Annotated in this window: 31 protein-coding genes and 1 riboswitch; of the genes, 27 read left to right on the top strand and 4 right to left on the bottom strand. The window is 48.0% G+C overall.

Annotated elements, in window-relative coordinates; translation table 11 throughout:
- Positions 1–54 precede the first annotated feature (54 nt).
- Together EJP77_RS03935 and lipB are read left to right on the top strand one after the other, a co-directional pair.
- A complete protein-coding gene (locus EJP77_RS03935; RefSeq protein ID WP_127197845.1) occupies positions 55–1,449 on the top strand; it encodes a dihydrolipoamide acetyltransferase family protein in 1,395 nt (464 codons plus the stop codon).
- A gap of 42 nt (positions 1,450–1,491) precedes the next feature.
- Positions 1,492–2,175, top strand: coding sequence for a lipoyl(octanoyl) transferase LipB (lipB, locus tag EJP77_RS03930; RefSeq protein WP_127197844.1), 684 nt, complete (start codon positions 1,492–1,494; stop codon positions 2,173–2,175).
- 1 nt (position 2,176) lies between these two features.
- On the opposite strand, the gene prli42 is transcribed toward lipB, so the two are convergent.
- Positions 2,177–2,275, bottom strand: a complete 99-nt coding sequence (gene prli42, locus EJP77_RS03925; protein WP_127197843.1) for a stressosome-associated protein Prli42 — start codon at positions 2,273–2,275, stop codon at positions 2,177–2,179.
- Between the two features lie 81 nt (positions 2,276–2,356).
- On the opposite strand from prli42, the gene EJP77_RS03920 reads away from it, so the two are divergent.
- Positions 2,357–3,493 carry a M20/M25/M40 family metallo-hydrolase gene (locus EJP77_RS03920; RefSeq protein WP_127197842.1) on the top strand — a complete coding sequence of 379 codons (1,137 nt, stop codon included), beginning with the start codon at positions 2,357–2,359 and terminating at the stop codon, positions 3,491–3,493.
- 81 nt (positions 3,494–3,574) lie between these two features.
- Here the strand turns inward: EJP77_RS03920 and EJP77_RS03915 are convergent, their stop codons facing one another.
- Both EJP77_RS03915 and mciZ read right to left on the bottom strand, forming a co-directional pair.
- Positions 3,575–4,771: a tetratricopeptide repeat protein gene (locus EJP77_RS03915; RefSeq protein WP_185897140.1), complete on the bottom strand. Its 1,197-nt coding sequence runs from the start codon at positions 4,769–4,771 to the stop codon at positions 3,575–3,577.
- Positions 4,772–4,848: 77 nt separating this feature from the next.
- Positions 4,849–4,992 carry a Z-ring formation inhibitor MciZ gene (gene mciZ / locus EJP77_RS03910; RefSeq protein WP_127197840.1) on the bottom strand — a complete coding sequence of 48 codons (144 nt, stop codon included), beginning with the start codon at positions 4,990–4,992 and terminating at the stop codon, positions 4,849–4,851.
- Between the two features lie 97 nt (positions 4,993–5,089).
- On the opposite strand from mciZ, the gene EJP77_RS03905 reads away from it, so the two are divergent.
- The 16 genes from EJP77_RS03905 to EJP77_RS03830 all read left to right on the top strand — a co-directional run bounded on the left by EJP77_RS03905 (position 5,090) and on the right by EJP77_RS03830 (position 18,218).
- Entirely contained in the window at positions 5,090–5,659 is a 570-nt protein-coding gene (locus EJP77_RS03905) for an NUDIX hydrolase (RefSeq protein WP_127197839.1), read from the top strand.
- Entirely contained in the window at positions 5,652–6,842 is a 1,191-nt protein-coding gene (locus EJP77_RS03900) for an endonuclease Q family protein (RefSeq protein WP_127197838.1), read from the top strand. Before EJP77_RS03905 ends, EJP77_RS03900 begins: the two co-directional genes overlap by 8 nt.
- 75 nt (positions 6,843–6,917) lie before the next feature.
- Positions 6,918–7,571 carry a stage II sporulation protein M gene (gene spoIIM, locus EJP77_RS03895; RefSeq protein WP_127197837.1) on the top strand — a complete coding sequence of 218 codons (654 nt, stop codon included), beginning with the start codon at positions 6,918–6,920 and terminating at the stop codon, positions 7,569–7,571.
- A 94-nt stretch (positions 7,572–7,665) separates the two neighbouring features.
- Positions 7,666–8,142, top strand: a complete 477-nt coding sequence (gene fur, locus EJP77_RS03890; RefSeq protein ID WP_127197836.1) for a ferric iron uptake transcriptional regulator — start codon at positions 7,666–7,668, stop codon at positions 8,140–8,142.
- Between the two features lie 192 nt (positions 8,143–8,334).
- Positions 8,335–8,571 (top strand): DUF4227 family protein, encoded by a 237-nt coding sequence (locus tag EJP77_RS03885; RefSeq protein WP_127197835.1) that lies wholly within the window; start codon positions 8,335–8,337, stop codon positions 8,569–8,571.
- A gap of 18 nt (positions 8,572–8,589) precedes the next feature.
- Positions 8,590–9,501: a site-specific tyrosine recombinase XerD gene (gene xerD / locus EJP77_RS03880; protein WP_127197834.1), complete on the top strand. Its 912-nt coding sequence runs from the start codon at positions 8,590–8,592 to the stop codon at positions 9,499–9,501.
- Positions 9,502–9,539: 38 nt separating this feature from the next.
- Positions 9,540–10,364, top strand: a complete 825-nt coding sequence (locus EJP77_RS03875; protein ID WP_127197833.1) for a purine-nucleoside phosphorylase — start codon at positions 9,540–9,542, stop codon at positions 10,362–10,364.
- A 155-nt stretch (positions 10,365–10,519) separates the two neighbouring features.
- Positions 10,520–11,701, top strand: coding sequence for a D-alanyl-D-alanine carboxypeptidase family protein (locus EJP77_RS03870; protein ID WP_127197832.1), 1,182 nt, complete (start codon positions 10,520–10,522; stop codon positions 11,699–11,701).
- Between the two features lie 92 nt (positions 11,702–11,793).
- Positions 11,794–12,147: an anti-sigma F factor antagonist gene (gene spoIIAA / locus EJP77_RS03865; protein WP_127197831.1), complete on the top strand. Its 354-nt coding sequence runs from the start codon at positions 11,794–11,796 to the stop codon at positions 12,145–12,147.
- Positions 12,144–12,587, top strand: coding sequence for an anti-sigma F factor (gene spoIIAB / locus EJP77_RS03860; RefSeq protein ID WP_127197830.1), 444 nt, complete (start codon positions 12,144–12,146; stop codon positions 12,585–12,587). The genes spoIIAA and spoIIAB overlap by 4 nt, the downstream gene beginning before the upstream one ends.
- Positions 12,588–12,598: 11 nt before the next feature.
- Positions 12,599–13,354 (top strand): RNA polymerase sporulation sigma factor SigF, encoded by a 756-nt coding sequence (gene sigF, locus EJP77_RS03855; RefSeq protein ID WP_127197829.1) that lies wholly within the window; start codon positions 12,599–12,601, stop codon positions 13,352–13,354.
- A 151-nt stretch (positions 13,355–13,505) separates the two neighbouring features.
- Positions 13,506–14,144 carry a stage V sporulation protein AA gene (locus EJP77_RS03850; protein ID WP_127197828.1) on the top strand — a complete coding sequence of 213 codons (639 nt, stop codon included), beginning with the start codon at positions 13,506–13,508 and terminating at the stop codon, positions 14,142–14,144.
- Entirely contained in the window at positions 14,141–14,569 is a 429-nt protein-coding gene (locus EJP77_RS03845; protein ID WP_127197827.1) for a stage V sporulation protein AB, read from the top strand. Before EJP77_RS03850 ends, EJP77_RS03845 begins: the two co-directional genes overlap by 4 nt.
- Positions 14,570–14,609: 40 nt before the next feature.
- Positions 14,610–16,232, top strand: a complete 1,623-nt coding sequence (locus EJP77_RS03840) for a spore germination protein (protein WP_246021712.1) — start codon at positions 14,610–14,612, stop codon at positions 16,230–16,232.
- Positions 16,233–16,341: 109 nt separating this feature from the next.
- The gene (gene lysA / locus EJP77_RS03835) at positions 16,342–17,673 is read left to right on the top strand and encodes a diaminopimelate decarboxylase (protein ID WP_127197825.1); all 1,332 of its coding nucleotides are present in this window, start codon (positions 16,342–16,344) and stop codon (positions 17,671–17,673) included.
- Positions 17,674–17,786: 113 nt separating this feature from the next.
- Positions 17,787–18,218, top strand: coding sequence for a peptidylprolyl isomerase (locus EJP77_RS03830; RefSeq protein ID WP_127197824.1), 432 nt, complete (start codon positions 17,787–17,789; stop codon positions 18,216–18,218).
- Positions 18,219–18,289: 71 nt separating this feature from the next.
- Here EJP77_RS03830 and tlp read toward each other — a convergent pair whose 3' ends face one another.
- Positions 18,290–18,520, bottom strand: a complete 231-nt coding sequence (tlp, locus tag EJP77_RS03825; RefSeq protein ID WP_127197823.1) for a small acid-soluble spore protein Tlp — start codon at positions 18,518–18,520, stop codon at positions 18,290–18,292.
- Positions 18,521–18,693: 173 nt separating this feature from the next.
- A riboswitch (FMN riboswitch) is annotated at positions 18,694–18,846 on the top strand.
- A gap of 280 nt (positions 18,847–19,126) precedes the next feature.
- Here tlp and ribD point away from each other — a divergent pair.
- From ribD to ytfJ, 8 genes are all read left to right on the top strand, one after another.
- Entirely contained in the window at positions 19,127–20,230 is a 1,104-nt protein-coding gene (gene ribD, locus EJP77_RS03820) for a bifunctional diaminohydroxyphosphoribosylaminopyrimidine deaminase/5-amino-6-(5-phosphoribosylamino)uracil reductase RibD (RefSeq protein WP_127197822.1), read from the top strand.
- Between the two features lie 96 nt (positions 20,231–20,326).
- Positions 20,327–20,998 (top strand): riboflavin synthase, encoded by a 672-nt coding sequence (ribE, locus tag EJP77_RS03815; RefSeq protein WP_127197821.1) that lies wholly within the window; start codon positions 20,327–20,329, stop codon positions 20,996–20,998.
- Between the two features lie 250 nt (positions 20,999–21,248).
- Complete coding sequence (locus EJP77_RS03810; protein ID WP_127197820.1) at positions 21,249–22,487, top strand: bifunctional 3,4-dihydroxy-2-butanone-4-phosphate synthase/GTP cyclohydrolase II; 1,239 nt, start codon at positions 21,249–21,251, stop codon at positions 22,485–22,487.
- 46 nt (positions 22,488–22,533) lie between these two features.
- Positions 22,534–23,001: a 6,7-dimethyl-8-ribityllumazine synthase gene (gene ribH / locus EJP77_RS03805; protein ID WP_127197819.1), complete on the top strand. Its 468-nt coding sequence runs from the start codon at positions 22,534–22,536 to the stop codon at positions 22,999–23,001.
- A gap of 68 nt (positions 23,002–23,069) precedes the next feature.
- Positions 23,070–23,861 carry a segregation and condensation protein A gene (locus tag EJP77_RS03800; protein WP_127197818.1) on the top strand — a complete coding sequence of 264 codons (792 nt, stop codon included), beginning with the start codon at positions 23,070–23,072 and terminating at the stop codon, positions 23,859–23,861.
- Positions 23,830–24,435 carry an SMC-Scp complex subunit ScpB gene (gene scpB, locus EJP77_RS03795; RefSeq protein ID WP_127197817.1) on the top strand — a complete coding sequence of 202 codons (606 nt, stop codon included), beginning with the start codon at positions 23,830–23,832 and terminating at the stop codon, positions 24,433–24,435. Before EJP77_RS03800 ends, scpB begins: the two co-directional genes overlap by 32 nt.
- A 142-nt stretch (positions 24,436–24,577) precedes the next feature.
- On the top strand, positions 24,578–25,261 hold the full coding sequence (locus tag EJP77_RS03790; protein WP_127197816.1) for a DUF2953 domain-containing protein: 684 nt from the start codon (positions 24,578–24,580) through the stop codon (positions 25,259–25,261).
- Entirely contained in the window at positions 25,234–25,770 is a 537-nt protein-coding gene (ytfJ, locus tag EJP77_RS03785; RefSeq protein WP_127197815.1) for a GerW family sporulation protein, read from the top strand. The genes EJP77_RS03790 and ytfJ overlap by 28 nt, the downstream gene beginning before the upstream one ends.
- Positions 25,771–25,857 lie beyond the last annotated feature (87 nt).

Here is a 25,857-nt window from a genome sequence, read left to right as displayed (position 1 = left end):
GACTGACTGCAGAGCTTAGGTTACCTTAAGCTCTCTAATCATAGGAGTGAGAATATGTCATCGAACAAAACGTGGACGAATGTCGTTATGCCACAGCTGGCAGAATCACTGGTGTCAGCAACCATTGGCAAATGGTTGAAGAAGCCGGGGGACCCGGTTGAGCAGTACGAACCGATCTGTGAAGTAATTACAGATAAGGTCAACGCTGAGCTTCCATCTACCCTTGACGGAGTTATGGGTGAGATTCTGGCCCAGGAAGGTGAGACAATCGAGGTAGGCGCTGTAATCTGCCGGATCGGAGTTGAAGGGGCGGAGCAGGCCCATGCTGAACCAGCAGCTCAGCCTGAAGCTTCAGGCAGCTCAGCTTCGGGCGCTGCTACGGCCGATGTCTCCCAGCGAAGCCGCTATTCACCTGCGGTGCAGACTCTGGCGGCTGAGCATGGCTTGAACCTTAGCTCCATCCAAGGAACTGGGATGGGCGGAAGGATTACTCGCAAAGATGTGCTCGCCTATATCGAAAGCGGCGTGGCGGGTTCACAGCCTGCTGCTTCGGCGCAGCAAGTCTCGTCTTCACAGCGGCAGGTACAGACTGAGCCGGTGGTACATACGCAGTCGCAAACCCAGGCTGCGCCAAGCCATGTGGCAGCTATTCCGGTAGTTCAGCAGCCTCAGGTGAATGAGCCTGTACGTCATTCGGGCATCCATCTAAGCGATACACCTAAGCTTCCTACGATTGAAGTGGAAGGCGGACAAGCGGAGCACTACATCGACATCACTCCGATTCGCAATACGATCGCTACGAAGATGCGTCAAAGCGTGTCGGAAATTCCGCATGGCTGGATGATGATCGAGGTGGACGTGACGAATCTGGTGCAGCTGCGCAACAAGCTTAAGAATGATTTCAAGACCAAGGAAGGCGTTAATCTGACTTACCTGGCTTTTATGATCAAAGCCGTTGTAAATGCAATTAAAGATTATCCGATAATGAACTCGGTCTGGGCTGTTGATAAAATCATCGTGAAGCGTGATATTAACATTTCTCTTGCTGTAGGGACAGATGACTCTGTGCTGACTCCGGTTATTAAGAAAGCGGATCAGAAGAATATTGCCGGACTTGCGCGGGAGGTTGAAGAGTTAGCTCGCAAGACACGTGAAGGCAAGCTTAAGCTCGACGATATGCAGGGAGGAACATTTACCGTTAATAATACTGGTTCATTTGGTTCCATCCTGTCCCAGCCTATTATCAACTACCCGCAAGCCGCAATTCTTACCTTTGAATCCATTGTGAAGAGACCCGTGGTCATTAATGATATGATCGGAGTTCGCTCCATGGCTAACTTCTGTCTATCACTGGACCACCGTATATTGGATGGGGTCATCTGCGGGCGCTTCATGCAGCGTGTGAAGGATAACATTGAGGCTTATTCACTGGATACTCAGGTCTATTAATCAGCGAAGCTGGTACAATGAATAGAAAAGAGGCGACTCATCATGAACAGAACGCTGGAAGTGCGCTATATCCCGTTTATTGATTACGGAGAGGCGTGGGAACTCCAGAAACAAATCGTGAAGCGTGTCGACCGTGAGGAGCAGCAGGAGACCCTGCTGCTTCTCCAGCATCCGCCGACCTATACGATTGGTTCCCAGCGTCATCCTGAACATTTGCTGCTTAGTCCGGAACAGTTGAAGGAAAAGGGAATTTCCATTTTCGAGATCGACCGGGGCGGAGATATTACATACCATGGTCCCGGACAGCTGGTGGGTTATCCGCTTCTTATCCTGGACGGATCAAAGGGCCTTGATCTGCACGATTATTTACGCAAGTTGGAGCAGGTTATTATCAATTATCTTGCAAGCTTCGGGATTGAAGGCAGCCGGAAACCGGAATACACCGGGGTATGGGTAGGAAATGTGAAAATCTGTGCCATCGGGGTCAAGTTCAATAAATGCAGGGGCAAAAGAGGCTTTGTGACGAGTCATGGTTTTGCGTTCAATATCAAATCCGGTATTCAGAATGACGGCTTTCAGGGGATTGTTCCCTGCGGGATTCAAGAATACGGAGTGACCTCACTTGAGGATATTACAGGTAAGGAATTTACAGTTGAACAGACCGCCAAAGACATCGTTCCTTATTTCACAGAGATTTTTGGATACGATGCCATGTGGTCAGAATAGGTTAATTATTAAAAAAAGGTTCGAACACCATGAGTAAGGTGGATCCAATCATGGCAAAAAGCATGAGGTATATGAAGATTTTCATCCATTTTTTTGGCATATCCAAGACTCCTTTAAAGTAGATGTAATGGCTGGTCCATACCTCATCATTTTAGCGTAAATCGGAAGGAGAAGAAAGTCGATGGTCAAGAAAGACCGGGTGATTAACCTGTTTCTTGAGTTAGTGCAGATTGATAGCGAGACCATGCAGGAGAGAAGGATCGCAGATGTGCTGACGAAGAAGTTCAAGGAACTCGGACTCGAGGTTCTCGAGGATGATTCTGCAGCTGTTACGGGGCACGGTGCCGGGAACCTGATCGCTACCCTAAAAGGAAATGGTAAGGTGAATGCCGAGCCGATTCTATTCACCTGTCATATGGACACGGTTAAGCCAGGTATTGGTATAAAGCCGAGAATTGATGAGGATGGTTGGATTCGCAGTGATGGGACCACCATTCTCGGTTCTGATGATAAGGCAGGGGTTGCGGCCTTGTTAGAATTGATCCAGGTGCTTCAGGAGAATCAGATTCCATACGGAGATATTCAGTTTGTCATCACAGCAGGAGAGGAATCTGGGTTAAGGGGCGCTCGTGCACTGGATGCCAAGCATTTGAATGCCACCTACGGTTTTGCCCTGGATTCTAACGGCGAAGTTGGCTCCATATGTGTTGCAGCTCCAACACAGGCCAGAATCGAGATGGAAATCTTCGGGAAATCCGCACATGCCGGTGTCAATCCGGAAGATGGCATCAGTGCGATCCAGGTGGCTGGAAAGGCCATTGCCCGAATGAAGCTGGGCAGAATTGATCACGAGACTACGGCAAATATCGGTAAATTCGAAGGCGGCGGGGCAACTAACGTAGTAACGGATTACGTGAAGCTGTACGCGGAAGCTCGCAGTATTGTCCACGAGAAAGTAGAGAAGCAAATCGCGGAGATGAAGCAAGCTCTGGATTCGGCTTGCCACGATTATGGAGCAAGAGGGGAAATGAACAGTAATATCATTTACCCTGCATTTAATCATACGGAAGAAGCGGCTGTGGTACAGCTAGCCAAGCAAGCAGCAGGTCAAATAGGCCTTTCTGGACGCACCTTTCATTCCGGTGGTGGAAGTGATGCGAATATTTTTAACGGCCTCGGTATTCCAACCGTGAATCTCGCTGTGGGTTACGAGAACATTCATACGACTTCTGAACGAATCAAGGCAGATGATATCGTTAAGGCGGCTGAGCTGGTGCTTGAAATTGTTAAAGCGGCCCCTACCCAGGCTTCTTCCTGAAACCGAAATAAAAGAGACAAGTCATGTTCAATCTAGAACTAGGCTTGTCTCTTATTGTATGTACCCTTCTGCAGTATGAGATCAAGACAGTCTGACCGAGGGGGGAAGGCATTTGTTACGAAGCTGGGCGGGTGTCCAGACGGTATGCCAGCGAGAGCGTTCAACAATATACAAGGACTGGATAATCGTCTCCATATAATGTTGTGCCTTTTGGATGCCAAGGAGGTCGCGCGAGTTCAGGCTAAGGCGTTCCTCCATTTCCTGATACGATTTCTTAAGATAGCACGAGGCTGCAGCAAACCGGTAGGTGGCGGTAAGAGGGTCCTTGTCGATCAAAGACTCAAATATCTGTGCAGCAGTATCGTAGGCCCCCTCATCGTATTCAATCTCAGCTTGAATGTACGCAAGGTCCTTGTGAAGGGGCTCACTGTAATTCAGCGAGATGACCGGTGAGTGTCTGCGTAATCTTGCTTTGGCCAATTCCGTGTAACCCTCATAGTACAGACGAAGAGTAAGTTCATTCTGAAGATAGATATCCTCGCCGGCTATGTTGTTGGCCAGCTCGTGCAAGCCAAGATTAACTGCACGCTTGAGTGACTCGGACAAGAGCTGTCTGTTCTGAGCAGCAGAATAATCTTCTTCACCCAGAATCCAGCGGCACAGAAGAGTATCCATCGCCAGCGGATCGGTAAAGGCAGGTCTGAGCTGACCCGCATCAATTGCATTTGAAGCATAGTTAATGGCTTGGTCTAAAAGGCCTGATCGAATCAAGCATTCGGTATGAAGCTGCAGCATTCGTTCATTGTTGAGTGTTGGATCAGCCTTCAGGTATGTAAATGCGGTTTGAAAAGCTCCTAACCGGCACAGGATTTCAACCAGAATTTCGCTGCGGTTCTGGGAATGCTCCAGTTTTCGATTCATTCTTTCGGCAATGATCTCATCACTGTATCCCTGTTCATGAAGGAGGTCACCCCATTCTGTCAAGGCATCCAGTTCATGTCCTGCAAAAGCTATAGCCTGCTCAAAAGCATAAATAGCTTTCGCATGCTGATTGTTCTGGCGAAGCAGCTTTCCATATTCAATCCAGGATTCTGCCAGGATTCCCCGTTCGGAAGCTTTGCTGTAGTCTCGACCAAAGGCAGTTAACAGTCCTTCTTCCAGGCATGACAATGCTTGGGATATGTCCCCCCGGTCTCTGTGTTTTAAGCTCTGCTGATAAAGAAGGGATAACGATTTGGATTCGGATCTATCCGATTCGAATTGACGTTTTTTTTCCACTGGGCAACCCTCCTTTCTTCTTAATAACACAAATAGGTATTAAATGTATTCGGATTTTGTCAAATTCGTAAAATAATTTACTTTTTTCGTACATTTATAGCGATAAGGTCCTTCACTGGGGTGCCGGGGCCGATATTCTTCTTCCACATCGACAAAAGTACCCGTACCTGCCATGCTTTACCTGAAATATGAAAGCTTGTATCCGCAAAGTAGCTTTTCATGGACCCATGCTCCTTTTCGCAAACGATTTGGTATAATAACACCATATGTTCACAAGGGACAAGTTATGTTCTTTAAAATCAAAAGGAGGCAAATTTCATGAATAAATCCCCGAATTCTGCATTGAACGAGAAGATCATCTCTACTAAACCCATCTTCTCAGGCAAAATTATCTCACTTCAAATTGACACCGTTGAGCTGCCAGACGGAAGCAAGGGCGAGCGGGAAGTGATCAAGCATCCTGGCGCGATTGCTGTACTTGCAGTCCGGGATGGGCGTCTACTGCTGGTGGATCAGTTCCGCACACCGCTGGGCCGGTGCGAACTAGAGATTCCAGCCGGCAAGCTGGAGAAGGGCGAAGACCCGCTGGAGGCCGCAAAGCGTGAGCTGCAGGAAGAGACTGGTTACTCAGCAGGCAAGATCTCGCTCTTGCACTCCTTCTATACCTCGCCAGGTTTTGCAGATGAGATTATTCATTTGTATCTGGCAGAGGACCTGAAGCAGGGCGAATCGGCACCGGACGAGGACGAATTTCTGGAGGTGCACGAGGCCACGCTCCAGGAAGTGAAGCGGTATATAGCCGAGGGATGGATATCAGATGCCAAGACCATGCTGGCCGTGTACATCTGGGAGCTGGCAAGTCATACGGGAAAATACGGTCATGAGTGAGACATCTCTTCAGCGATATTACGCGGATCTGCATATCCATATCGGAAGAACGGAGAGAGGGGAGCCGGTAAAGATCAGCGGAAGCCGAAATCTGACTTTTGCTCAAATCGCCAGTGAAGCCAGTGATCGCAAGGGGATTGATCTCATAGGAATTATTGATTGTCATTCACCTGGAGTTCAGACGGATATCAAGACTAGTCTGGATAAAGGGGATATGAAGGAGCTTGAAGAGGGAGGGATTTCTTACGGCAGAACGACGATCCTGCTGGGTAGCGAGATTGAAATCCGTGAGCCTGGGATGGGTCCGGCCCATCTGCTAGTGTTCTTCCCCCATTTATATATGATGGAGGAGTTCACGGGCTGGATGTCCAAGAGAATGAAGAATGTCAGCCTCAGCTCGCAGAGACTCCATGCTCCGGCGCTTACACTTCAGGATGAAGTTACAGCCCGAGGGGGAATCCTAATTCCTGCCCATATCTTCACTCCGCATAAAAGTATTTATGGCAGTGCTGCCCCTCGGATGTCAGATGTTCTTGATCTGTCTGGAGTCAGCGCTGTCGAGCTGGGTCTAAGTGCAGATTCAGAGATGGCAGGATATCTTAGCGAGCTTGATGATTTCACCATACTGACCAATTCCGATGCCCATTCGCTCGGTAAGATAGGTCGTGAATATAATGAAATGGCACTTGAGAAGCCGAACTATCGCGAGTTCGAGAAAGCACTTGCCAGAGCGGATGGACGAAGAGTGACCGCCAACTATGGACTTAATCCAAGGCTAGGCAAATATCACCGGTCCTACTGCCGCGGATGTCAGAGTATCATCGATGAACAGGATATTACCGTACAGCGGTGTTCTTACTGCGGAAGCACCAAGCTGACCCGTGGCGTCCTGGATCGGATCCATTCGATCGCTGATCGGGAAGCGCCATATGTGCCTGCCCACAGGCCGCCTTATCATTACCAGGTACCTCTGGAATTCATTCCCGGTCTAGGGAAGGCCAAGCTTGCCCACCTCCTTGAAGCATTTGGAACGGAAATGAATATTCTCCACCGGGTACCCATTGAAGAATTGGCCAAGGTGGCAGGAACGGAGCTATCCACTGCCATTGGTGAAGCGCGCAGCGGGACCTTGCAGCTCATTGCTGGAGGGGGCGGCACTTACGGAAAGGTTTACAAAGGATAAGTATCCCGCATAGGTTCAAATCCTTGCTCATAGAATGAGAGAGAACTTCTATGGACAAGGAGGGAGATCGTCCACATGTTAAGAACCTTCAGACACACACTCAAAGATCAGACACCGCTCTATGTTTTTGTAACCGTTCTGTTTCTGATGGGGGTAGTTTTCGGTGCGCTTATGGTTAACGCCCTTACGCTGGAGCAGCAGCAGGATTTATCCCGGTATTTGGGTGATTTCTTCACGACTTTTAATCAGGACAGCTCCGGTAGTTCAGGACTTTCCTCATTCTGGAGCATTGCGATACTTAATCTGAAATGGCTTGGCTTAATCTGGATACTTGGCTTGTCCGTAATCGGGCTGCCTGGAATATTGATTCTAGACTTCCTGAAGGGTGTGTTGATTGGGTTCTCCGTAGGATGCCTGGTCGGGCAATTCACCTGGAAAGGGATGCTGTTCGCTCTCGTATCGGTCGCACCACATAACCTGGTTCTAATCCCGGTGCTGCTGGTATGCAGTGTGGCAGCTGTAACCTTTTCACTTAACATAATTCGAAGCCGTGTTCTTCTAAAAGGTCACAGTTCCCTTTCAAAGCCGTTTCTGAATTATACGGGGCTGGTCCTTGGGCTTTCCCTGTTAATTATTGGGATATCTTCCTTCGAAACCTGGGTTACTCCGGTATTGATGGGATGGGTCGCACCCGTGCTTGAACAGGCTTCAGCCGCCGCGTCGCTCTAGTAAAATGTTTGACTTTGTTGATCTTGAACCCCTATAATGAAAGAAGTGATTTATTCCAGAAGTGGTTCGGCTTTTTTCCAAGGGGGAGGTTAACATGGAAGAACGGATCGATAAAATTAAGCAGCAGCTGCAATCCCATGGTTATAAGCTAACGCCCCAACGGGAAGCCACGGTAAGGGTTTTGCTTGAGAATGAAGACGATCATTTGAGCGCGGAAGATGTGTTCATGCTCGTTAAAGATAAAGCTCCGGAGATAGGTCTTGCGACAGTATATCGGACACTTGAACTGCTGAGTGAACTTCATGTTGTGGAGAAGATTAACTTCGGTGATGGTGTTGCACGTTATGACCTTCGTACGGATACGACCAAGCATCATCATCATCATTTGATCTGTGTTCAGTGCGGTGCAATGGATGAGATCAGAGAAGATTGGCTCGGCCCTTTGGAGGAGCGATTAGAGAAGGAATTCAACTTTACAGTTCTTGATCATCGGCTTGATTTTCAGGGGATTTGTTACCGCTGCAAGGACAAAGACAAAGATAAGAACGGGGACGCCGATCATAAGATTTGATTACAATCTTGGTGTTACCTAAGCTCTCTTCGGCCGCATCGGCCGCCGGGGGCTTTTTTTTGGCTTATATCAATAGTACACAGTCAGGAGAGTTAGCTTAGGGACAATCATAATGATCACGATATGTCTGTATACATATTCTATACCATCTTTTATGTGAAGATGAAATCGGGTATAGAAAGAGGGAGAGGCATGGTCATTTCGCTCCGCAAATGGATGATGTTCATTAAGCTTGCCATTGTATTCCTGGCTTTATCACTGTTCTTCTACAAAATGATAGGTTGGTTCGATACATGGATATTTCCTGCTGATAAATATGGAACACCTCAGGGTGCAGCCGTGAAGGCTTTTCATCACGGAGACGGAAGCGCCACAGAGGGCGGGTCCCTTCTTGAGAGATTAAAGACCTTTTATTGGTATGGGGAGTAGGAGTTAGGAGGAAGAAGGGTGAAGCCGCATATTGCTTCTTTCATTGAATATTTACGGGATCATAAGGGCCTGAAGTCTGCAACATTGTCCTCCTATCAGAAGGATCTGGAGCAATTCACGGAAGCGATGCTGGAGCGTGGAATTGAAGAGGCCGGCCAGGTGTCCAAGGTGCATATATCGCTCTACTTCTCAGGCTTGAAGGAAGCGGGAAGGGCGGCAGCCTCGATAACAAGGGCATCTGTTTCGATCAGGTCTTTCTTTCGTTACTTGACCCGTGAACGTATTCTGGCCCATGATCCATTTCTTCAGATCGAAATGCCGAGACATGAGAAGAAGGCACCACATATTCTGACTGAGGCCGAAGTAGGCCGGCTGCTGGACATGCCAGATACGGCAACACCTGTGGGCCTCAGGGATAAGGCTATGCTGGAGCTCCTGTATGGGACGGGGATACGAGTAAGTGAGCTGATTCTTCTAAATGTACAAGATATAGATACTTCGCTCCGATTCGTCCGCTGCGGGGGAGATACGGGCAAGGAGAGAATTATTCCCTTTGGCGAATTGACCGCTTCCTGGATAACGAAGTATCTGGCTGAAGCTAGGCCGATCCTGATCGAGAAGGAAGAGGAAGCGCTGTTCCCGAATCGGCTGGGTGGACGATTCTCCAGGCAGGGATTCTGGAAGACGATCAAGAAGTATGGGAATGAGGCTGGGATCGAGGCAGATATTACTCCCCATACGATTAGACATTCGTTTGCTGCACATCTGCTGGATCATGGTGCTGACCTTAGATCGGTCCAGGAAATGCTTGGACATGCAGATATGTCCTCGACGCAAGTATATATCCGCAAGTCTAAGGATAACCTGAAGTCTGTCTATCAAAGCTATCATCCCAGGGCCAGAATTCAGCAGAATGATCCACAGGAATAAGAACGATAATACGATTTGTGAAATGGAGAGATAGACTTATGACTACGTTGAACCAGGGAATTATTCAAGAAGCTGCAAGTTATATATTGGAGAAAGCAGGGAGTAAGCCTGAGGTGGGGCTTATCCTGGGATCGGGTTTAGGGATTCTTGCTGACCATATTGAGAATGCGGTCGTACTGGATTACGCCGACATCCCTCATTTCCCTAAATCTACGGTTGAAGGACATGCCGGGGAGCTCGTTCTGGGTACGGTCGGCGGACGACAAGTCGTGCTGATGAAGGGCCGTTTCCATATGTATGAAGGCTACGGACCTGAGGTAACCGCATTCCCGGTACGAGTTATGAAAGCACTTGGAGCAGGTAAGCTGTTGGTTACCAATGCCGCCGGCGGGGTGAATACGTCGTTCCATCCCGGCGATTTGATGCTGATCTCGGATCATCTTAATATGACTGGGCAAAGTCCACTAACTGGACCTAATGATAATGAGTTGGGACCCCGATTCCCGGACATGTCAGAGGCTTACAGCCGACGTCTGCGCACACTAGCCAAGGAGATTGCCAAAGAGCATGATATTCCGCTTCAAGAGGGTGTATATGCGGGACTGATCGGTCCTGCCTACGAGACACCGGCCGAAATCCGGATGCTGCGTACGCTTGGAGCAGATGCTGTCGGCATGTCAACGGTCTCTGAGGTGATTGTGGCACGTCATGCCGGGCTTGAGGTTCTGGGCATTTCCTGCATTAGCAATATGGCATCAGGAATTCTGGATCAGCCCCTCTCTCACGATGAGGTGATGGAGACCACGGAACGCGTGAAGGAGAAATTCCTTGGCCTCGTAACCTCAATTATTCCTAAGCTATAAAGCAGCTATCCATATAATCAAGTTGATCAAAAAGAACACAGACCCAACCGGCGTTCCGGACATGAGTCTGTGTTTTTTTGTGGTGATCAGGAATATTCTGGACACTTTCAGACGATACTAGACTATCAGTTAAAGTTCTGAGAGGGGATATTCTTATGAAAAAATGGCTCTTGACCTGCACAGCAGCGCTGATGCTGGCTACTACGGCCTTGCCAACCTTTGGACTCGCGAAGGAGACTAGTATTGCAAATGACGTATCCGATCTCGCACCGAGTGCTGGCTCTGCCATATTAATTGATGCAGACACAGGAACCGTCCTTTTTGAGAAGAAAAGTCACGAAAAATTACCTCCTGCCAGCATCACCAAAATTATGACTATGCTTCTTACCATGGAAGCCATCAGTAAGGGTACGTTAAAGCTTACAGACAAAGTACCAACAAGTGAATATGCAGCGTCAATGGGTGGGTCCCAGATTTTCCTGGAGCCTGGTGAACAGATGACGGTGGATGACATGCTCAAAGGGATTGCGATGGCTTCAGGCAATGACGCTTCGGTGGCTATGGCCGAGAAGCTCGCGGGTACTGAGGTTGAATTCGTCAAGCTGATGAATAAGCGTGCCAAAGAGCTGGGACTTACCGATACCCATTTCATGAACTGCAACGGTCTGCCTACTGACAACCACTACTCATCCGCTCACGATATCGCGATCATGAGCAAAGAGCTGCTCAAGTATGAACAGATCACCAAGTATACCGGAGCTTACCAGGATTACTTGAGGAAAGACTCTGCGAAGCCATTCTGGCTCGTAAATACGAATAAGCTGGTTCGCTTCTACAGCGGAGCAGACGGCTTGAAGACAGGCTACACTTCCGAAGCCAAATTCTGTCTCTCCGCAACCGCGCGCCGGGATGGACTGAGACTTATTGCTGTGGTTCTGGGAGAACCGAATACGAAGACACGCAATAGTGAAGTGGGCAGTATGTTCGACTATGCCTTCTCTCAGTATACGGTTAAGCCTTTATTCAAGAAGGGCGATATCATGGGCACTGTTAAGATTCAGAAGGGTGATACCAAGGAGCTGCAGCTGGCCGCATCCCAGCCTTACCGAGTTCTTGTGAGGAAGAGCGAAGCAGGAGAGAAGATTACCCATAAATTGCAGATTCCAGCTCAGATCTCGGCTCCTATAGCTAAAGATCAGGTCCTTGGCAAGCTGGTCATCTATCAAGGGGACAAGGTTCTGAAAGAGTTCGAGCTTAAAGCCTCGGCTGATATCAAGAAGGCTGGCTGGTGGACGCTCTTCAAGCGGACAACTTCCAAACTGTTTTTTGTAGATTGATAGGAGTTTTCTTCTAGTTTTGTCGGGGTGCAGGAATCGTTCTCCGAATTGTAGAAATGAGTGTTCATTGTCAGAGAGGAGAGTGAACAGACGTGAATCTTCAAATGGAAATGGAAAAGCACCGCGAGACCCTTATCGTCAGACTCAGCGGGGAACTGGATCACCATACGGCTGATTCTGTAAGAATGCAGCTTGATGAGGAGATTGCTCGCGGACGCTGCAGAGATCTGGTGTTCAGCTTAAAGGGGCTGCAGTTCATGGACAGTTCAGGCCTCGGGGTCATCCTGGGAAGGTATAAGCTGATCAAGCAAAAGGGTGGAAGAATGGTGATCTGCGACGTAACGCCTTCTGTGTTCCGATTGTTTGAGATGTCAGGCTTGTTCAAAATTATGCCTGTTGTTGATAATGAGGGCGCCGCTCTCTCTGAACTGGAGGTAGCCCTATGAGCGAGAACTTTATGAGTCTGCAATTCGCGGCCAAGTCGGAGAATGAATCCTTTGCCCGTGTAACTGTGGCTGCCTTCGTCTCACAGTTGGATCCAACCATGGATGAGATCACAGACCTGAAGACGGTTGTGTCCGAAGCCGTAACGAACTGTATTATTCACGGCTATGACAGTGATCCGAACGGAATTGTCTATATCCGAGTGGAACTGGAAGGGGATGTTGTCTCATTGGTCATTGAGGATAAAGGCCGCGGAATTGAAGATATGGAATTAGCCAAACAGCCTTTATATACCTCTAAGCCTGAGCTAGAACGTTCCGGTATGGGATTCACGATCATGGAGAATTTCATGGATGAATTCGAACTTGTCAGTGAAGTCGGCGGAGGAACCTCCATACGCATGAAGAAGAGGATTGAATCTAAGAAAGCTTTATACAATTAGGGGTTGGGTATATGAATGCCGATGCGAAGCAAACCTCACAGACCTACTTAGATGACGCGGAAGTGAAACGTTTGATCGCCCTGAGCCAAACGGGCGATTCAGTTGCCAGAGACACATTAGTGAATTGTAATATTCGTCTTGTCTGGTCCGTCGTACAGCGGTTTATGAATCGGGGGTATGAACCCGAAGATTTGTTTCAAATTGGCTGTATCGGCCTGTTGAAGTCAGTCGATAAATTTGATCTGAGTTATGACGTCAAATTCTCCACTTATGCCGTTCCGATGATTATCGGTGAAATTCAGCGTTTCCTGCGTGATGACGGGACCCTCAAAGTCAGCCGGTCACTGAAAGAAATGGCAAATAAAGTTCGTAAGAAGAAGGACGAGCTAGCCAAGGTCTTAAACCGTCTTCCCACCATTAAGGAGGTGGCTGAAGCCTTGGAGGTTACGCCCGAGGAAGTAGTATTCGCCCAGGAAGCGAACAAGCCTCCAACCTCCATTCACGAGACGGTATTTGAGAATGATGGAGACCCTATCACGCTCATGGACCAAATTGCGGATGAGTCCCAGGACAGGTGGTTCGATAAGCTGGCCCTTCACGAAGCTATTGACGGATTAAGTGAAAGGGAAAGGCTTATTGTCTATTTGAGATATTACCGGGATCAGACTCAATCTGAGGTTGCGAGCAGGCTGGGAATTTCCCAGGTGCAAGTCTCCAGGCTGGAGAAGAAGATTCTGCAGAATATCCGGGATCAAATCGCCCAATAATAAGAGCTGCCTTGAACGCCCGTCGGCGTTTGGGGCGGCTTTTTTGTATGCCAGCAATGATTATTCAGTTGTATCCACTCACTTCATTCAGATTAAAAAGTCCTTGTTCTAGGCATACTATGCGCAATTCGGCAGTTAAGGGGTGAACTGGATGAGCAAGGATCCCGCTCCCACCATCTATCTGAGACTTCGCAAAAATGTCAGACTCCATGAAGGCAGCGTGATTCGTCTGGGCGATATCGCACAGATTTTGGCTCCCGGTACTTCTGAAGAAGTATTGAAGAAGATGGTCTTGGAAAGACCAGAGAGGCAGGATGGAAACCGTATTGTCATTGATATGCTGAAAATAATCGGTAAAATTCAGACCGTCATGCCCGGTTGCATCATAGAACACGTTGGTGAACCGCATACGCTTGTTGAAATTGTTGGCCAAGAGAAGAAGCCTTCAATCGTGCTATTTATTTTGGTATGGCTGCTTCTCTTCTTTGGTTCAGCATTAACCATCATGAACTTCCATGCAGATGTCAGTATGCAGGAAGTACAGGTACGAATAGTGGAAATGGTGACGGGTACACGGGACGAGCATCCCTACGTTTTTCAGGCGGCTTACTCCTTGGGAATAGGTTTGGGGATGATCATTTTCTTCAACCATATTTTTAAAAAGAAATGGAACGAGGAACCTACTCCTCTCGAAGTTGAAATGTTCCTTTACCAGGAGAACCTTAATCACTATGTCATAACGGAAGAATATAAGAAAATACATCAGGATGCCGGGAGGAAAAAGGGATGACGCCAGCGCTGTCCTTAGTTCTCTCCATATTTCTGGGCTTGGCTGGAGGAATCGCAGTCGGCGGCGGAGTCATTGCCCTGTTCGTAGTTCTCGATATCATTCCGCGTCTGGCTCAGCTAAGCCGCTCGTATGATAAAGTCCACTGGTATGAAGGGGCTATGGTAAGTGGATCGGTAGTTGGAACGGTGGCCGACTTTTGGAATTTCAAGCTTTATCTGCACTCGGAAATTATTAATGGTTGGATCGGTCTTCTAAACGGAATCTTCATCGGGATGCTGGCAGCAGCATTGACAGAGGTGCTGAATGTTCTGCCGATTCTAGCGAAAAGACTACATATGCGACGGTATCTATTCGGTCTGCTGTTGGCCATGGTATTTGGGAAGGTGGCAGGCTCGTTGTTCGAATGGTTTATCTATAATCGATAGAACGGCAGGAAGGATGGAATAAGCGATGACAGAACAAGAGATGGACCATCAGCAAGAGGAAATACAGGATCCTCCTCCGGAATTTGATCCGGGAGAGGAGACGGGGAAAGGAGAATCGGAAGCGAAGGATGCCAAAGGTCCGAATAAAGTTGAAGCTGAGCAGTCCCGGAATGTGGAGGAGTCTGTCGTCTATTGGCAAAAGTCGGATCGGATCAGCAAAGATCTAACTACCACACGAAAAACACTGGTTAAAGTGATTGGGTTGGATGAAAGCTTTGATGTGAATTTTCGCGAGATGACCTATGGGGGTCGGAAGACAGGATTGTTCTTTATTACGGGATTTGCCAAAGACAATATTATGCAGGAAATTATCAAACGATTGACCTATCTGACTCCTGAATCCTTGTCAAGCGATGCCCTGGAAGATTTCTTCGAATTCTATATCCCTCATATTCAAGTCACCAAGGCGAAGAAAATGAGTGAGGTTATTAATAAAGTCATGACGGGGATGAGCGCGCTCTTCATTGATGGGGAAGAAGCCGCGATTGTCATGGATACAAGGTCTTATCCGGCGCGGAATCCGGAAGAACCTTCACTAGAACGCGTGGTTCGCGGAGCGCGGGATGGATTCACAGAGACATTGCTCACCAATGTAGCGCTGGTAAGACGAAGACTCAGGGATCCAGGATTGAAATTTGAATATATTCAGGTAGGTAGGAGAACAAGGACCGATATCAGCATAGCTTATATTGATGATATCGTCGATAAAGCTCAGGTTGATGCCATCCGTGAGAAGATTAAAGCGGTGGATATTGATGGTCTGCCGTTGGCTGATAAGCAGCTGGAGGAGGCTGCGGTGAATAGTGGTTGGAATCCATATCCGTTAGTTCGATATTCCGAGCGTCCCGATGTGGTGGCCGCGCACATTATGGAAGGCCGGGTTGTCGTGATTGTAGATACTTCTCCGAGCGCGATTATCCTTCCGACCACGTTCTTTGATCTATGTCAGCATGCTGAGGAGAACCGTCAGACGGCAACAATGGGAACCTACTTGAGATGGGTACGCTTTGCGGGGATCTTCGCGTCTTTGTTCCTGCTCCCTCTATGGCTGCTTGTGGTGGTTCATCCGGAAATTAAACCCGCCGCACTCTCTTTCATCGGTCCTCAGACGAATGCAAAGCTGCCGTTGATCGTGCAGTTCCTGCTGGTTGAGTTTGGCGTGGACTTGATGAGGATGGCCGCTGTGCATACCCCGACCCCGCTGGCCTCTGCGATGGGCTTGATTGCTGCGATACTTATCGGTGATATTGCCGTGAAGACTGGACTGTTTGTAAATGAAGTAGTTCTGTACATGGCTGTTGCCGCCATCGGGATGTTCGCTACCCCGAGCTATGAGCTTGGTCTTGCGAACAGACTGGTACGGTTGATCCTGCTGATTGCAGTTGCTTTGTTTGGCATTCCAGGATTTGTTGGCGGAGTGACCTTATTCATTGTTCTGCTAACTATACGCCGCTCCTACAACTCGTCTTATCTGTGGCCGTTTATACCTTTTAATGCAAAAGCAATGTTTGCCTTTTTGTTCCGCGTACCTGTAAGTTATTCCAAGAAACGTCCTTCTTTCAACAAAACGAGGGACAATACAAGAGTGCCTGACAAAGGCTGAGTGCAAGCCGGATAGATAAAAAACACAAATCAAATACGCAAAAATCCATTATTCGGTTTCTACTTGTTTGTTATACTGAGAAAAATCAAATTAATCGGAGGATTGCGGAATGTTTCTACACGGTACAAGCACAATTAATACGAAAGGTCACCTCGAAATTGGTGGCTGTGATACAGTTGAACTCAAAGAAAAATATGGCACACCCCTATACATTGTTGACGAGGCTCTCGTTCGTCAGCGCAGCCGCGAATATGTGGAAGCCTTTAAGCAATCCGGACTTTCGTTCCAGGTAGCTTATGCCAGCAAAGCGTTCTGCACTTTGGCTATGTGCCGCCTGGCGGAAGAGGAAGGCCTATCACTGGACGTTGTGTCTGAAGGAGAACTCTATACAGCACTTCAGGCTGGATTCCCGGTTGGACGAATTCACTTCCATGGCAATAACAAGACACCTGACGAGATCCAAATGGCGATTACTGCCGGGATTGGCTGTTTCGTTGTAGATAACTTCACGGAGATCCATCTGCTTAACGCAATCGCTAAGGAGAACGGAGCTAAGGTGAATGTACTGCTTCGTGTTACTCCAGGCGTGGAAGCTCATACACATGAATATATCTCCACGGGTCAGACAGATTCCAAATTTGGATTCGACATCGGGAACGGTTCGGCATTTGAAGCCGTGAAGCTGTCCAGTGAACAGTCTAACCTCAATCTGTTGGGTGTTCATTCTCACATCGGCTCCCAGATTTTTGAAGTGGAAGGCTTCCAGATGGCGGTTGAGCGTGTTGCTGCATTTGCCAAATCCGTGAAAGAGCAGCTGAATGTGATCTTCCAGGTTGTTAACCTGGGCGGCGGCTTCGGTATCCGTTATATGGAAGGCGACACACCGCTTAAGATTTCTGAGTATGTTAAAGCCATTACTGATGGCGTCAAGCAGCATTTTGCAGGGACTTATGACAAGCTTCCTGAGATCTGGGTTGAACCAGGTCGCAGTATTGTTGGGGATGCAGGAACAACTCTGTACACGGTTGGAACGAGCAAGGATATTCCCGGCGTACGCAAATATGTGGCTGTGGATGGGGGCATGACCGATAATCCCCGCCCAGCGCTGTACGAATCGAAATATGAAGCTATGCTTGCGAATCGCGGCAAAGATCAAGTGGAAGAGACCGTATCCGTTGCTGGTAAATGCTGCGAGAGCGGGGATATGCTGATCTGGGACTTGGATCTTCCTAAAGTGAACAGCGGCGATCTTCTGGCTGTCTCCTGCACGGGTGCTTATAACTACGCCATGGCAAGTAATTATAACCGGATTCGCAGACCAGCTGTTGTCTTCGTCAAAGACGGATCCAGTGACCTCGTGGTGAAGCGTGAATCGCTTAATGATATCGTTGCGAACGATGTTATTCCTGAGCGTATTCAGAAGCAGCCCTCATTTAATTAAGCCAAATAGGCGGGAGCTTAGCGCTTCCGCCTTTAACTTTGCACTGGGACAGGTTTCATAGTACACTAGTGTACGTTGAGTTGTACCCCATTCTGAAAGGAGATGTTTTACATATGGCAAAACAAGCAAAAATCAAAATGGAAAATGGCGGAGAGATTTTGATCGATCTGTTCGAGAATGACGCTCCAAACACCGTGGCTAACTTTGAGAAGCTGGCTAACTCCGGGTTCTATAACGGACTTACGTTCCACCGTGTCATCCCTGGTTTTGTAGCTCAAGGTGGCTGCCCTAACGGAAATGGTACAGGCGGTCCTGGCTATACCATCGACTGTGAGATCAACCCGAACAAGCACGAGCGTGGTGTACTTGCTATGGCTCATGCCGGTAAGAATACAGGCGGAAGCCAGTTCTACATCACTTATGCACCACAGCCTCACTTGGATGGCGTGCATACTGTATTTGGTAAAGTTGTTCAAGGTCTTGAGCTGGTAGATGAGTTCAAAGGCCGCGACAAAATGGAAAAAGTAGAAGTGTACGAAGCTTAAATCAAGCTTCTGATACACGCAGAACAGGAGTCCGAATGGACTCCTGTTTGTTGTGCTGTCAGGGACAGAGATCAGCGTCCAGAGTGTTTAGCTTCGTCTTTAACTTCCCGTCTGAAGCCTGCGATGCTCTCTAGGCGTCTGTGATTCTTGGCCTCAATATCGCTCTTCTCTTCCGCAGTAATTTCATCGGCATGCTCACTCAAATAATCCTGAGCTTCACGGAAGTTCTCAATCGAGTTCTGAATATGCTGCTGCAGATTCTCCACATTGTCTGAACGGTCATCGGGTTTGGGTCTTGTCATGAATAAAGCCTCCTTATAGTGAACTTGGTAAAGTTGGTTCAAGTGAACGCTTATAGACTTCCCCGTTTAGACGGGCGGTACCCTTAAGGGGTTCCAAGCATCTGAAGGCAGGAGATGAAAATGTTGCTTTTTTGGCTGAGCTTATGTTAACATGACAATCAAGTTTAATAGTGTTAATCCTTCGGGGCAGGGTGAAATTCCCTACCGGCGGTGATGGTGCACTCTTGTACCTCAGTCCGTGACCCGGCGCAGCATAGAATTGCTTCGCTGGCTGACCTGGTGTGATTCCGGGACCGACAGTATAGTCTGGATGGGAGAAGGAAGACGCGAACAGCATGACCAGGCTTCTCCGTGTTATGCTGATTAAAGAGTATACGTTTATTTGAGCATCCTATTTATCGATGGTGGTTCGCTTTCTTGCGATCAGCTTCCGACATGAATAGTTTTTTTTGGACAGCTTGAATGAATGGGTATGACTTTATTTTCGCTACATAAATCTCTCGTAACCCCATCGGAGTTTATCCGTATGGGGTTTTTTATACTTTTTGGCTGGTGATTAGACACTCGGATCCCCTTATGTATGTAAGAATGGAGTTGATGTCTCAGGTGGAATTCGTGAATGATGAGTATTACATGTCCATGGCGCTGGATATGGCTGAAAAGGCGCTTGGTCAGACGGGAACAAATCCGGTTGTAGGTGCTGTTGTTGTGAAGAATGGAGCCATCGTGGGAATCGGCATACATCTTAAGCAGGGAACCCCTCATGCTGAAGTTCATGCCTTAAATATGGCGGGTGAACTTGCCGAAGGGAGTACCGTGTATGTGACCTTGGAGCCATGCAGTCATTATGGCCTTACTCCTCCTTGCAGTGAACGGCTGATTACTGAGAAGGTAGCCCGGGTTGTCGTGGCATGCGAAGATCCCAATCCCAAGGTAGCCGGGCGGGGAATTGCCATGCTTAAGGATCAGGGCATCGACGTTCAGGTAGGTGTGCTAAGAGACAGGGCGATTAATTTGAATAAGAAATTCATCAAATTTATTACGACTGGGATGCCTTATATTACGATCAAGAGTGCCAGTACACTAGATGGCAAAATTGCTTCCAGGGCGGGTGACAGCAAGTGGATTAGCAATGAGCAGTCACGGGCCATGGTCCATGTCATGCGACATCAACATCAAGGAATTCTGGTTGGAATCGGGACTGTGCTCTCCGATGATCCGGAACTAACTACCCGGCTCCCTGTTCCAGGCTTGTCACCCGTTCGGATCATTGTTGATTCATCTCTGAGAATACCCGATCATTCCAAAGTCATTAGGGATAACCAGGCGAAGACCATCATTCTTACGACAGCCGGATCGGATAGGGGCAGGGTCAAGGAACTGGAGGCTAAGGGAATTCAGGTCCTTTCCTGTGGTGAAGGTCCCAAAGTGGATCTAAGCCTGGCTTTAAGCCTCCTTGGCAAAGAGGGCATTTCTTCTATTCTGGTTGAAGGAGGAGGGAGAATTAACGGCAGCTTCATTCAGCAGCAGCTGGTGGATGAAGTGGCCTTGTTCTTCGCTCCCAAATTGATCGGCGGACTGGAATCAACCGGGAATTTCGTCTTTGAGGGATATGATGAAATGAAAGATGCGGTCACCCTTGAGAATATGTCTGTAGAAGTTATCGACGACAACGTACTGATTAAGGGTACACCTGTATGGAAAGAGTAAAATAGGCTAAATCAGTTGATCTTATGAAATCGAAGTAGGCAAAGTGTGAAATGACTGTGCAGAACATTTCATACGGGTGTCTTAGGAGGTGCAGACATGTTCACAGGACTTGTTGAGGAAGTCGGAACTCTTAAGTCGGTTCAGCGTAAGGGCGAAGCGATGGTGCTGGATATCCAGGCTTCAGTCATTATGGAGGATCTCAAGCTTGGCGACAGCATTGCGGTCAATGGCGTGTGTCTTACAGCTGTATCTAACCAAGGGAATTCTTTTGCAGTTGACGTGATGCCCGAGACCTATCGGCATACGAATCTGAATGATTTGAAGGTTGGCGCCAAAGTGAATCTGGAGCGGGCCATGGCAGCTGGCGGTAGATTCGGCGGACATATCGTCCAGGGGCATGTTGACGGAACAGGGACAATAACCGGAGTGACAAGAGATCAAAATGCGGTGGTGTATGATATCACGCCATCCCATCGCTCTTTATTCAAATACATCATTCCCCAAGGTTCCATTACGGTGGATGGAATCAGTTTAACGGTGGTTAGATCTTCGGGTGAGAAGTTCAGTATCTCCATTATCCCCCACACCTTGGCGGAGACAGCTCTTTCTCATAAGAGAACAGGGGATACGGTTAATCTGGAATGTGATGTACTTGGCAAATACGTAGAGCATCTGCTGAATTTTGGAGGTAGAGCGGAGGGGGCTGAGTCTAACTCACCAAAGCAGGCTATCGGGATGGAGTTTCTCGTTGAGAACGGCTTTGCCTGACAAACGACGTTCTATATGAGACGCAGTTAAAAATATGACATGTAGGAAAGGCGTAACGGAGGGGAAGCTTGGAACTGTAGGAGCGAAAGCGATCGCCTTTGTCTCCGGATTTCATCCGAACTAACTGTATTATTCAAGAAATCTGGAGACAATAGCGGCCGAAAGTCCAAGCATTCCCCGTAGTTACGCCTTTACCCACAAATTTGAACAATTTAGCTGTGACTTTATATACACAAAGGAGTGAATAACTATGAGTGATATCCAGCTGGATTTGGTTGAAGAAGCCATTCAAGATCTGAAGGATGGGAAGGTCATTATTGTCGTAGACGATGAAGACCGGGAGAACGAAGGGGACTTTATTGCGCTGGCTGAGAAGGCGACGCCGGAAGTGATTAATTTCATGATCACCCAAGGCAGAGGTCTGGTATGTGTACCGATTACCCAGGAACGGGCGGATGAGCTGGATTTAAAGCCGATGGTCGCGCAAAATACGGATTTTCACGGTACAGCTTTCACAGTATCGGTGGACCATAAATATACGACAACAGGGATCTCTGCAAAAGAACGCTCGGTCACCATACAGGGGCTGATGGACCCGGATGCCAAGTCGTCTGACTTCCGCCGTCCGGGCCATATGTTCCCGCTGATCGCCAAGAAAGGCGGAGTACTCCGCCGGGCAGGTCACACGGAAGCCGCAGTCGATCTGGCTGTGCTGTCGGGCGCTTATCCGGCTGGAGTGATCTGCGAGGTCATCAAGGAAGATGGAACGATGGCCAGATTGCCCGATCTGATGCAGATCGCTAAGACTCATGGCCTGAAGCTTATCAGCATTAAAGATCTAATTCACTATCGTAATGAGAAGGAAAGACTGGTTAACCGGGAAGTCGAAGTGCGGATGCCGACTGACTATGGTGTGTTCCGCGCGGTTGCCTATTCCAATGAAGTTGACCAGAAAGAACATGTAGCCTTGGTCAAAGGCACAATTGACAGCAGTAAGCCGGTATTGATAAGAGTCCACTCCGAGTGCTTGACCGGGGATGTATTCCATTCGCATCGCTGTGACTGTGGTCCGCAATTTGAGGCCGCGCTTCGGCAGATTGAAGAGGCAGGCAACGGAGTTCTGCTCTACATGCGTCAAGAAGGGCGAGGCATTGGACTGATCAACAAGCTGAAAGCCTATAAGCTTCAGGAGGAAGGACTCGACACGGTCGATGCCAATATCAAGCTTGGATTTGCTGCTGATTTGCGGGATTACGGAATTGGAGCTCAAATCCTCAAGGACCTAGGGGTGCGCCAGATCAAGCTGATGACCAACAATCCCCGCAAAATCAAAGGGCTTGAGGGGTATGGTCTGCAGGTTGTGGAACGTGTGCCTATCCAAATGAAAGAGAATGAAGATAATACCAATTATCTTCATACCAAGCAGGCCAAGCTGGGTCATCTTCTGAAATTCGATGATCTGGAACAGAATGAATCCGCAGAGAACTAAACTAAAAACTAAAACCACAAACTAAAACCAGAAGGGTTGATTAACCATGGGGAACATTTTTGAAGGAAATTTGGTATCGGAAGGTCTTAAATATGCGATTGTTGTAGGAAGATTCAACGAGTTTATCACAAGCAAGCTTCTTGGAGGAGCACAGGACGCGCTTAAGCGTCACGGAGTTAAGGATGAGGAAGTGGATGTAGCATGGGTGCCAGGCGCTTTCGAAATTCCATTTGCAGCCCAGAAGCTGGCAGAAAGCGGCAAGTATGACGCTGTGATCACACTGGGTACGGTCATCAGAGGGTCAACCTCCCATTATGACTATGTATGTAATGAGGTAGCCAAGGGCGTTGCTGCCATCAGCTTGAAGACCGGTGTACCTACTATCTTCGGTGTACTTACCACAGAGAGCATTGAGCAGGCGATTGAACGGGCAGGTACCAAGGCTGGGAACAAAGGCTGGGATGCGGCGACCGCAGCAATTGAAATGGCAAACTTGACGAAACAATTAAAATAGTGCTTATTTAGTGTAGTACCATTATAATGGTACTACATTTTTATTTTTATCGGGCGGAGGAGCAATACGTGACGGTACTATACAAGCTGGAGACTTTTGAAGGACCGCTTGATCTGCTGCTGCATCTGATTGATAAAGCGGAGATCGACATCCATCAAATATCCATAAGTGAGATTACAGACCAATATTTAGCCTATTTGAACAGCATGCAGGAACTGGAGCTTGAAATCACAAGCGAATTCCTTGTCATGGCAGCCACGTTGTTATCTATCAAGAGCAAGCAGCTGCTTCCCAAACCGCCCGTAATCGAGATAGAAGAGGATTATAATTATTATGAGGAAGAAGAAGATCCGCGTGACGAGCTGATTCGCAAGCTGATTGAATACCGGAAGTATAAAGGGATCGCCGAGCATCTGCACGATAAGGAGTGGGAGAGAAGCCTTATTTTCTCCAAGGAACCTGAGGATTTGTCGCCCTTTATGCCAGAGATCATTGAGAACCCGGTAAAAGGCCTGCATGCGGCTGATCTCATCGCCGTCTTCCAAAAAGCTATTCGCAAGGCGGTTAAGCGGAGTACAGTGGCACGTATTCAGAGAGATGAGATCTCCGTTAAAGATCGACTCAGAGAAGTGGTGTCAGTGCTGGAGCTTCAAGGTAAAGGCGGGCGGATCCTGTTCTCGAAGCTGCTGCACGAGGAGATGCATAGGCACGAGATCGTCGTCACTTTCCTGGCTGTCCTTGAATTAATGAAAATGAAACAGATTGTCTGTTATCAGAACAAGCTGTTCGATGATATTGTGATGGAGTGGAAAGGGGAAGGAAGCAAGAATGGATTTTCAGAAGATGAAATCGATTATTGAAGGCCTGCTGTTTCTGGCTGGTGATGAAGGACTCACGGTAAAACAGCTGGCAGAGGTACTGGATCAGCGCAGTGAGGTGATAGTTGATGCGCTTAAAGATATGAAGAAGTCATTCAAGAAAGCAGGGCGCGGACTTCAGATTATATCGATAGCAGGCGGGTATCAGCTGGCAACACTGCCTGAGCATGCCCCTTACTTCGAGAAGCTGGCTTACTCGCCTTCTCGTTCATCGTTATCCCAGGCGGCCCTCGAGACCTTATCCATTATTGCTTACCGGCAGCCTATTACCCGAATTGAGATTGAGGAAATTCGCGGGGTTAAGTCGGAAAGGGCTATTCATACTTTGGTGAACAAGGATTTAATTGAGGAGGTCGGCAGAGCCGAGGCGATTGGACGCCCAATCCTCTACGGCACAACTAAGGCATTTCTTGATTATTTCGGGCTGGGAAGTCTTGTCGACCTGCCGGAAATGGATCAATTCGAGAATACGGAGAATCTCGAAGAAGAAACTCAGCTTCTCTTCCAGAAGCTTGAGGAGCAACAGCAGCTTACATTTGAAGATGTGGACAAATAAAATTGAGTATATGAGACGCAGTTAAAATTGCAGCCGCTCCTTATGGAGTGGCTCTTTTTTTCCTCATTAAGCGAATATTTCCTAATCTTGGTGCCATACTATACGAAGTTTCTATTTCAGTCATCAGTATGGAGGGTTGCACGTGTGGATTTGGCTCGGAGGATTGCTGCTCCTGCTGCTGATCTTGATCTTCGCGGCTTTAATCTCCAGAATCAAGCTGACCCTTAATGTGAATAAGCTCGGTAAGGACGATACCATATTAATTGAGGTCTCAGCTCTTTTTGGGTTATTTAGATACCACTATGAGATTCCTATGCTCAAATTCAAGGATTTCAAGCAAGGCCTGCAGGTGAAGGAGAAAAAGGAAGGCCATGTCATGAAGGATCTTCACCAAGAGCAACAAACGAATATCGACAAGGATAAGGTGGACTCCTGGGTTGATAATTGGAAGAGGATGCTTGACGCAACACATGACTTGAAGCTGTGGTTAAGCCGGACGCTGAGACAGGTTAGGGTAAGGCACCTGGACTGGACCACTGAGTTGGGCCTCAGGGATGCAGTTCATACGGCTCAGTTAACCGGAGCCTTATATGGGGTGAAATACAGCATCCTTGGCTGGTTGTCCTACCAGCTGAAGCTGATGGTTCCTCCACAGTTATTTGTAATCCCAATATATGGCAGTCAGGCTCATATTTCCACCAAAATGACCTGTATAGCAGAAATTCGCTGTGGATATGCTATGTATGCTGGACTGGTGCTAATGGTTCGAGTGTTAAAAGTGAAAGGAGGAGCAAAGAAATGGCAGAACATCCTATTCAAGGGCTGATGCAAACCGCTCTTGAGAACATTAAGGAAATGGTTGATGTAAACACGATAGTAGGTGAGCCGGTAGAGACTCCCGATGGAAGTGTGATTTTACCAATCAGCCGCGTTGGCTTTGGATTTGCAGCCGGAGGTAGTGATTTCAATATCGAAGATGGGCACGAGAAAGCCGGAGCTGCTGTCGATGGCAAGGTTAAGCCGTTCGGGGGCGGAAGCGGCGGCGGCGTATCCATTAACCCGATTGCGTTCCTGGTCGTTGGCAAGCAGGGTGTCAACGTTGTGCCTCTCGATAATCAGACTCATGTCGTTGAGAAGTTAATCGACGCTGTTCCTAATGTCATTGATAAGATTCAATCCTTGTTCCCTAACTCGAGTTCAAGCCAGAATCAACGAACAAGCGGCACCCATGCGGGCGGCGGCATGGTGAATCCGGCCAATGCGTATCCTACCGGGCAAATGAATATAAGTGCAAATGATATTCCGAATACGCAGCACGGGCAATCACTGCTCTAAGCCGTTAAATGAAATTGCCATGAATCCCTTCCTGCAGAAAGCGGAAGGGATTTTCATGTCCTGGAAAAGGGACATACTGTCTGGTCT

The organism is Paenibacillus zeisoli (genome assembly GCF_003994465.1).
In the GTDB taxonomy this organism is placed as follows: domain Bacteria; phylum Bacillota; class Bacilli; order Paenibacillales; family Paenibacillaceae; genus Fontibacillus; species Fontibacillus zeisoli.
This window is presented reverse-complemented; position numbering and strand designations above follow the sequence as displayed.

Bases quoted from the DNA above. Each gene is read 5' to 3' on its own strand.
- EJP77_RS03840 (WP_246021712.1), top strand. From the start codon at position 14,610: ATGGACCATCAGCAAGAGGAAATACAGGATCCTCCTCCGGAATTTGAT.
- tlp (WP_127197823.1), bottom strand. From the start codon at position 18,520: ATGACAAGACCCAAACCCGATGACCGTTCAGACAATGTGGAGAATCTG.
- EJP77_RS03875 (WP_127197833.1), top strand. From the start codon at position 9,540: ATGACTACGTTGAACCAGGGAATTATTCAAGAAGCTGCAAGTTATATA.
- fur (WP_127197836.1), top strand. From the start codon at position 7,666: ATGGAAGAACGGATCGATAAAATTAAGCAGCAGCTGCAATCCCATGGT.
- EJP77_RS03900 (WP_127197838.1), top strand. From the start codon at position 5,652: ATGAGTGAGACATCTCTTCAGCGATATTACGCGGATCTGCATATCCAT.
- EJP77_RS03905 (WP_127197839.1), top strand. From the start codon at position 5,090: ATGAATAAATCCCCGAATTCTGCATTGAACGAGAAGATCATCTCTACT.
- mciZ (WP_127197840.1), bottom strand. From the start codon at position 4,992: ATGAAAAGCTACTTTGCGGATACAAGCTTTCATATTTCAGGTAAAGCA.
- ribE (WP_127197821.1), top strand. From the start codon at position 20,327: ATGTTCACAGGACTTGTTGAGGAAGTCGGAACTCTTAAGTCGGTTCAG.
- scpB (WP_127197817.1), top strand. From the start codon at position 23,830: ATGGATTTTCAGAAGATGAAATCGATTATTGAAGGCCTGCTGTTTCTG.
- EJP77_RS03885 (WP_127197835.1), top strand. From the start codon at position 8,335: ATGGTCATTTCGCTCCGCAAATGGATGATGTTCATTAAGCTTGCCATT.
- sigF (WP_127197829.1), top strand. From the start codon at position 12,599: ATGAATGCCGATGCGAAGCAAACCTCACAGACCTACTTAGATGACGCG.
- EJP77_RS03920 (WP_127197842.1), top strand. From the start codon at position 2,357: ATGGTCAAGAAAGACCGGGTGATTAACCTGTTTCTTGAGTTAGTGCAG.
- lipB (WP_127197844.1), top strand. From the start codon at position 1,492: ATGAACAGAACGCTGGAAGTGCGCTATATCCCGTTTATTGATTACGGA.
- EJP77_RS03850 (WP_127197828.1), top strand. From the start codon at position 13,506: ATGAGCAAGGATCCCGCTCCCACCATCTATCTGAGACTTCGCAAAAAT.
- ytfJ (WP_127197815.1), top strand. From the start codon at position 25,234: ATGGCAGAACATCCTATTCAAGGGCTGATGCAAACCGCTCTTGAGAAC.
- EJP77_RS03845 (WP_127197827.1), top strand. From the start codon at position 14,141: ATGACGCCAGCGCTGTCCTTAGTTCTCTCCATATTTCTGGGCTTGGCT.
- EJP77_RS03830 (WP_127197824.1), top strand. From the start codon at position 17,787: ATGGCAAAACAAGCAAAAATCAAAATGGAAAATGGCGGAGAGATTTTG.
- EJP77_RS03810 (WP_127197820.1), top strand. From the start codon at position 21,249: ATGAGTGATATCCAGCTGGATTTGGTTGAAGAAGCCATTCAAGATCTG.
- EJP77_RS03870 (WP_127197832.1), top strand. From the start codon at position 10,520: ATGAAAAAATGGCTCTTGACCTGCACAGCAGCGCTGATGCTGGCTACT.
- ribH (WP_127197819.1), top strand. From the start codon at position 22,534: ATGGGGAACATTTTTGAAGGAAATTTGGTATCGGAAGGTCTTAAATAT.
- EJP77_RS03935 (WP_127197845.1), top strand. From the start codon at position 55: ATGTCATCGAACAAAACGTGGACGAATGTCGTTATGCCACAGCTGGCA.
- spoIIM (WP_127197837.1), top strand. From the start codon at position 6,918: ATGTTAAGAACCTTCAGACACACACTCAAAGATCAGACACCGCTCTAT.
- spoIIAB (WP_127197830.1), top strand. From the start codon at position 12,144: ATGAGCGAGAACTTTATGAGTCTGCAATTCGCGGCCAAGTCGGAGAAT.
- lysA (WP_127197825.1), top strand. From the start codon at position 16,342: ATGTTTCTACACGGTACAAGCACAATTAATACGAAAGGTCACCTCGAA.
- prli42 (WP_127197843.1), bottom strand. From the start codon at position 2,275: ATGCCAAAAAAATGGATGAAAATCTTCATATACCTCATGCTTTTTGCC.